Origin of the sequence: Cellulomonas sp. A375-1, from assembly GCF_001040865.1 — a bacterium.
Lineage (GTDB): Bacteria > Actinomycetota > Actinomycetes > Actinomycetales > Cellulomonadaceae > Cellulomonas > Cellulomonas gelida.
The window spans coordinates 1,974-7,951 of the sequence record NZ_LFKW01000117.1 but is presented as its reverse complement, the minus strand read 5'-3'; the positions used below and the strand labels follow the sequence as shown (position 1 = coordinate 7,951).

7 protein-coding genes and 1 pseudogene are annotated in these 5,978 nt (G+C 71.7%); 4 read left to right on the top strand and 4 right to left on the bottom strand.

Annotation, left to right across the window (positions count from 1 at the left end; all coding sequences use genetic code 11):
* A pseudogene (locus CWIS_RS18970) lies at nucleotides 1–276 on the top strand (chemotaxis protein); the annotation flags it as partial.
* A 148-nt stretch (nucleotides 277–424) separates the two neighbouring features.
* Here CWIS_RS18970 and glnA read toward each other — a convergent pair.
* Nucleotides 425–1,849 carry a type I glutamate--ammonia ligase gene (gene glnA / locus CWIS_RS12425; RefSeq protein WP_048343624.1) on the bottom strand — a complete coding sequence of 475 codons (1,425 nt, stop codon included), beginning with the start codon at nucleotides 1,847–1,849 and terminating at the stop codon, nucleotides 425–427.
* 183 nt (nucleotides 1,850–2,032) lie between these two features.
* Between glnA and CWIS_RS12420 the strand changes: the two genes are divergently transcribed.
* Nucleotides 2,033–2,524 (top strand): RDD family protein, encoded by a 492-nt coding sequence (locus tag CWIS_RS12420; protein ID WP_048343623.1) that lies wholly within the window; start codon nucleotides 2,033–2,035, stop codon nucleotides 2,522–2,524.
* A 57-nt stretch (nucleotides 2,525–2,581) separates the two neighbouring features.
* Here the strand turns inward: CWIS_RS12420 and CWIS_RS12415 are convergent, their stop codons facing one another.
* Both CWIS_RS12415 and lipA read right to left on the bottom strand, forming a co-directional pair.
* Nucleotides 2,582–3,292, bottom strand: coding sequence for a DUF4191 domain-containing protein (locus CWIS_RS12415; RefSeq protein WP_048343622.1), 711 nt, complete (start codon nucleotides 3,290–3,292; stop codon nucleotides 2,582–2,584).
* A 92-nt stretch (nucleotides 3,293–3,384) separates the two neighbouring features.
* Nucleotides 3,385–4,386, bottom strand: a complete 1,002-nt coding sequence (gene lipA / locus CWIS_RS12410) for a lipoyl synthase (protein ID WP_048343621.1) — start codon at nucleotides 4,384–4,386, stop codon at nucleotides 3,385–3,387.
* A 158-nt stretch (nucleotides 4,387–4,544) separates the two neighbouring features.
* Between lipA and CWIS_RS12405 the strand changes: the two genes are divergently transcribed.
* Nucleotides 4,545–5,024 carry a flavodoxin domain-containing protein gene (locus CWIS_RS12405; RefSeq protein ID WP_231583850.1) on the top strand — a complete coding sequence of 160 codons (480 nt, stop codon included), beginning with the start codon at nucleotides 4,545–4,547 and terminating at the stop codon, nucleotides 5,022–5,024.
* A 33-nt stretch (nucleotides 5,025–5,057) separates the two neighbouring features.
* On the opposite strand, the gene lipB is transcribed toward CWIS_RS12405, so the two are convergent.
* Entirely contained in the window at nucleotides 5,058–5,717 is a 660-nt protein-coding gene (gene lipB, locus CWIS_RS12400) for a lipoyl(octanoyl) transferase LipB (RefSeq protein WP_048343619.1), read from the bottom strand.
* Nucleotides 5,718–5,760: 43 nt separating this feature from the next.
* On the opposite strand from lipB, the gene CWIS_RS19510 reads away from it, so the two are divergent.
* Nucleotides 5,761–5,978: Gfo/Idh/MocA family oxidoreductase (locus CWIS_RS19510; RefSeq protein ID WP_048343626.1), on the top strand; the 218-nt coding region annotated here is incomplete at its 3' end.

Below are 5,978 nucleotides of genomic sequence, written 5' to 3'. Positions count from 1 at the left end.
GCGGGAGCCGCCGGGCGGGCGTTCTCGGTGGTCGCCGGGGAGGTGAAGTCGTTGTCCGACGACGTGGCGCAGTCGTCGTCGGAGATCGCCGCGCAGGTCGCCGCGGCGCAGGAGGCGGCGCGCGACGTCGTCGTCGCCATGGAGCGCATCGCGTCGGTCATCTCGCTCATCGACGAGGAGGCCGAGGGCGTCGCGACCGCGGCGGGCCACGACGAGGGCGGCCTCGCACGCATGGCGGAGACGCTGCGCAGCGACATCGGCCGCTTCACGGTCTGAGGACGTCAGCCTCGCTCACGACGCTCGCCGACAGCACCCGGCGACGACGAGCCCCCGCCGACACACGAGACCCCCGCCGCCACGAGGGCGACGGGGGTCTCGTCACTGCAGGTCACCGGCCCCCGGGAGCAGCCGGGGGCCGGGACGATCACACGTCGTAGTAGAGCTCGAACTCGTGCGGGTGCGGCCGCAGACGAATCGGGTCCACCTCGGCGGAGCGCTTGTAGTCGATCCAGGTCTGGATGAGGTCCGGCGTGAACACGTTGCCGGCGGTCAGCCAGTCGTGGTCGGCCTCGAGGTTGTCGAGCACCTCGGAGAGCGAGCCCGGGACCTGCTGGATCAGGGCGTGCTCCTCGGGGGGCAGCTCGTACAGGTCCTTGTCGACCGGCTCGGGCGGCTCGATGCGGTTCTGGATGCCGTCGATGCCGGCCATGAGCATGGCCGCGAACGCCAGGTAGGGGTTCGACGACGGGTCCGGCACGCGGAACTCGATGCGCTTGGCCTTCGGGTTCGAACCGGTGACCGGGATGCGGATGCACGCGGAGCGGTTGCGGGCCGAGTAGACCAGGTTGACCGGCGCCTCGAAGCCCGGGACCAGGCGGTGGTAGGAGTTCACCGTCGGGTTCGTGAACGCCAGCAGCGCGGGCGCGTGCTTGAGCAGGCCACCGATGTACCAGCGGGCGAGGTCGGACAGGCCGCCGTAGCCCTTCTCGTCGAAGAACAGCGGCTCGCCGTTCTTCCACAGCGACTGGTGCACGTGCATGCCCGAGCCGTTGTCGCCGAACAGGGGCTTCGGCATGAACGTCGCGGTCTTGCCCGCGGCGTGCGCGACGTTCTTCACGACGTACTTGAAGAGCTGCACCTTGTCGGCCGACTTGGCGAGCTCGTCGAAGCGGTAGTTGATCTCCGCCTGGCCGGCGGTGCCGACCTCGTGGTGCGCGCGCTCGACACCGAGGCCGAGCGCGTCCAGCTGCAGCGAGATCTGGTCGCGCAGGTCGGCGAAGTGGTCGACCGGCGGGACGGGGAAGTAGCCGCCCTTGTAGGGCGTCTTGTGGCCGAGGTTGCCACCCTCCTCGACGCGGCCCGTGTTCCAGGCGGCCTCGATGGAGTCGATGTAGTAGTACGACGCGTTCTGCTTCGTCTCGAAGCGGATGTCGTCGAAGATGTAGAACTCGGCCTCGGGCGCGAAGAACGCGGTGTCCGCGATGCCGGTCGACTTCAGGTACGCCTCGGCCTTCGCGGCGACCTGACGCGGGTCGCGGCTGTAGGGCTCGTCGGTGTACGGGTCGACGATGTGGAAGTTGATGTTGAGCGTCTTCTCCGCGCGGAACGGGTCGACGTAGGCGGTCGTGACGTCCGGCACCAGCTTCATGTCGGACTCGTGGATCGCCTGGAAGCCGCGGATCGACGAGCCGTCGAACATCTGGCCGTCCGTGAAGAAGTCGGCGTCCAGCGACTGGGCCGGGACGTTGAAGTGCTGCATCACGCCCGGCAGGTCACAGAATCGCACGTCGACGAACTTGACGTCCTCGCTCTTGATGAACGCCAGGACTTCCTCTGGCTTGCTGAACATCCGCTGCTCCTCGGTCGATGGTGCCCGCATCGGGCTAGCCAGACGCTAGGCGTGGGCCGTTTCTCTGATGTGAGGCAAGTGTTTCCGTGAGGTTACGCGCAGCACGCGGGTGTAACGATCATGCGAACGCGTGGCCCCTGCAGGCGGTTCGGGCGGGCGACTGGCCCCGCTTAGGCTGAGCAGGTGACGACGAGGCAGAACGTGGGGTCGTGGCTCGAGGGCGGGCCGTCCGGCGACGGTGGCCGGGGTACCGCCCTGGGTCTGCCGGCGCAGGGGAGCGGATCGGCGGCGACGATCGGGCGCCGGGCGGTCGCACTCGTCCTCGACTGGACGCTGTGCCTCCTGCTCGCCTCCGCCTTCTTCGCCGGTGACGCGACCGGCCCCTTCTGGCAGCGCGCAGACGGCATGGTCACGCTCGCCATCTTTGCGGTCGAGAACCTCGTGCTCGTCGGCACGCTCGGGTTCACGGTCGGGCACCGGGTGCTGGGCATCCGCGTGCGCCGCGCCGGCGTGACCCCGGACGGGCCGCTGCCCGACGACGGTCGCGCGCCTGGGTTCGGCCGCGCCGCGCTGCGCACGTTCCTGCTGTGCCTGGTCATCCCCGCGGTCGTGTGGGACTCCGACGGCCGCGGCCTGCACGACCGCGCCGCTGGGACGGCGATCGTCCGCCGCTGACCCACGTCCGCCGGTGGCTCGCACGCCGGTCGGCGGCGTCGAGACCAGCGGGCCGGCTCAGCGGCCGCGCATGCCCTTGCGGTCGGGGCGAGCACGCATCGGGTCGACGCCCTTCGGCACGGGAAGCCGCGCGCCGCCGAGCGCCTGCAGGCGCTTGGTGACCTCCGCGACCTCCTGCTTGGTGAGCTTCGGCTTGAGCCGGCGCACCGTGGACGGGAGCTTCGGCAACGGCACCTGGCCCTCGCCGCGCCCGGTCTGCAGGACGGTGACGGGCACGGTCGGGAGCACGCGAGTCGTTCGCCTGCGCTCCGACTCCAGGAGGCGAGCCACGTTGCCGCCGCCCTCGCCGACGAGCACGATGCCCGGCCGGCCGACGCCCCGGAAGACCATGTCCTGCGAGCGGGCCTCGATCGCGACGGGCTCCTCGACGAACGTCCAGCCGCGGCGGATGGTGCGCAGCGCGGCCAGTGCGGCGCCGGGCTGGCCCTCGATCCGGGAGTACGCGGCGGCCTCCGCGCGCCGCGTCAGGAGGATCATGGCGGCGAGCAGCGCGAACGGCAGCGACAGCAGGATGAAGTAGACGACCGCGTCCAGGACGAGGCCGACGATGATGCCGATGCCCAGGATGCCGACGAACGTCGCCAGCAGGATCCAGGTGATCGCGGGGTCGGTCTCCCGCGTCATCTTGAACGCTTCCCACACCTGGTGGTACCAGCGCACCTTCTTGGTCTTGGGCGCGGCGGGGGAGGCGGACTTGTCACGGGCCATGCGGCCGAGTCTACCGAGCGTCGGGGGTCACCTCGCGCGCGTCCGAGGAGCGTGCACGCACCAGTCGTCGGAGGCGCTGGGACGGGCCCGGCTCAGCGGGCGAGCAGGCTCGACGCCTCCTGGCGTGCGGTGGTCGGCTCACCCAGGTGCGCGAGCGCGTCGGGGATCGGCAGGCCGCGGCGGCGCATGGCCTGGCCCCACAGGCGACCGGCCCGGTACGACGAGCGCACCAGCGGGCCGGACATGACGCCCAGGAACCCGAGCTCCTCGGCGACGGTCGACAGCTCGACGAACTCCTCGGGCCGCACCCACCGGTCCACGGGGTGGTGCCGCACCGACGGGCGCAGGTACTGCGTGATCGTGATCAGGTCGCAGCCCGCGTCGTGCAGCGCACCGAGCGCCTCGACGACCTCGTCGTACGTCTCGCCCATCCCGAGGATGAGGTTGGACTTGGTGACCAGACCGGCCTCACGCGCCCGGGTGATGACGGACAGCGACCGGTCGTACCGGAAACCGGGCCGGATCTGCTTGAAGATGCGGGGCACGGTCTCGAGGTTGTGCGCGAGCACCTCGGGCCGCGACGCGTTGACCTCGTCGAGCAGCTCGGGGATCGCGTTGAAGTCCGGGATCAGCAGCTCGACACCCGTGCCCGCGTTGAGCGCGTGGATCTGGCGGACCGTCTCGGCGTACAGCCACGCCCCGCCGTCCGGCAGGTCGTCGCGCGCGACGCCGGTGACCGTGGAGTACTTCAGGCCCATCGCCTGCACGGACTCCGCGACGCGGCGCGGCTCGTCGGCGTCGAAGTCCGCGGGCTTGCCCGTGTCGATCTGGCAGAAGTCGCACCGCCGCGTGCACTGGTCACCGCCGATGAGGAACGTCGCCTCGCGGTCCTCCCAGCACTCGAAGATGTTGGGGCAGCCGGCTTCCTCGCACACGGTGTGCAGGCCCTCACGCTTCACCAGGCCCTTGAGCTCGGAGTACTCCGGGCCCATGGTGGCGCGCGTGCGGATCCACTCGGGCTTTCTCTCGATGGGCGTCTGGGCGTTGCGTGCCTCCACGCGCAGCATCCGGCGCCCCTCGGGTGCGATCGTCACGTGGCCACACTAGCCGCAGCGCGCACGGGTGCACCCGCGCGCGCACGAGGCGGGCGTCACAGTCACGGGACCTGGGTCCCGCGCCGCGGGGCTGGTCAGCGGTCAGGCTGGACGCAGGCAACGGTGCCTTCTGGGAGGAGACGACCATGCGAGTGCTGGTGAGCGTTGCGTCCCGCCACGGGGCGACCGCCGAGATGGGCGAAGTCGTCGCCGCGGTCCTGCGGGAGGCCGGGCACACCGTCGACGTGACCGCGCCGGACGACGTCGAGCGCGTGATGCCGTACGACGCCGTCGTCCTCGGCTCCGCGGTGTACGTCGGCCGGCTGGCTGCGTCCCTGCGCGACCTCGTCGTGCGCCAGGGTGCCCACCTGAGGCTGCGTCCCGTGTGGCTGTTCTGGTCGGGCCCGGTCGGCAGCCACCCGACGACGAGCGTGCCCGACGACGTCGAGGCCATGGTCACGGCCACGGGGGCGCGTGAGGCGAAGTGCTTCATCGGCGCTCTCGACAAGGCGTCGCTGTCGATGTCCGAGCGCGCGCTCGTCGCCCTGGTGCGGGCGCAGGACGGCGACTACCGCGACCTCGACGCCGTCCGGGCGTGGGCGATGGGCGTCGCGGAGGAGCTGACGACCGCGGCCTGACGCGGACGGGTCGGTGCGGGAGGTCGGTGCGCGTCAGCGCGCGTCGGCAGGCTGCGTGGCGAGCAGCGGCGCGAGCTCGTGCGCGAGGTGCTCACGCACGAGCGGCACCACCTCGGCGATCGGGACGCGGCGGCCGAGCTCGACGCTCAGCGACGTCACGTCCGCGTCCGGGATGCCGCACGGCACGATGCGGTCGAACGCGTGCAGGTCGGGCTCGCAGTTCAGCGCGAACCCGTGCATCGTCACGCCACGGGACACGCGGACACCGATCTGAGCGACCTTGCGCTGCAGGCCGCCGGGCCGCGCCTCGAACCACACGCCGCTGCGTCCCTCGACGCGCGTCGCGGTGAGCCCCAGGTCGGTGCACGTGTCGATGAGCGCCTGCTCGAGCGCGCGCACGTAGCGCACGACGTCCACGGGCTCGCGCAGCCGCACGATCGGGTAGCCGACGAGCTGACCCGGCCCGTGCCACGTGATCCGGCCCCCGCGATCGACGTCGACCACGGGTGTGCCGTCGACGGGGCGGTCCCACGCCGCGGTGCGGCGCCCGGCGGTGTAGACGTCCTCGTGCTCGCAGAGCAGCACGGTGTCCTGCCCGCCCGCGACGACGGCGGCGTGCACCTCGCGTTGCCGATCCCACGTCGGGACGTAGGGGAGCAGCCGGGTCCCGAGCTCGAGCTCCTCGAACAGCATGCCGGTCAGCCTAGGCGCTGTCGGCGGTCCTAGGGTGAGGCGCATGAGCACGCTACGAGTCGCGCTGATCGGCTACGGGGGCGCGGGCCGGGGGATCCACGCGCGTCTGGTCCGGGCCGCGGGGCAGCAGGTGGTGGCGGTCGTGACCGGCAGCCGATCCGACCAGGTGGCCGCCGACTGGCCCGACGCGCGCGTCGTCCCCGACGTCGACGCCCTGCTGTCCGACCTGCACGGCGTGGACCTCGTCGTCGTCGCGAGCCC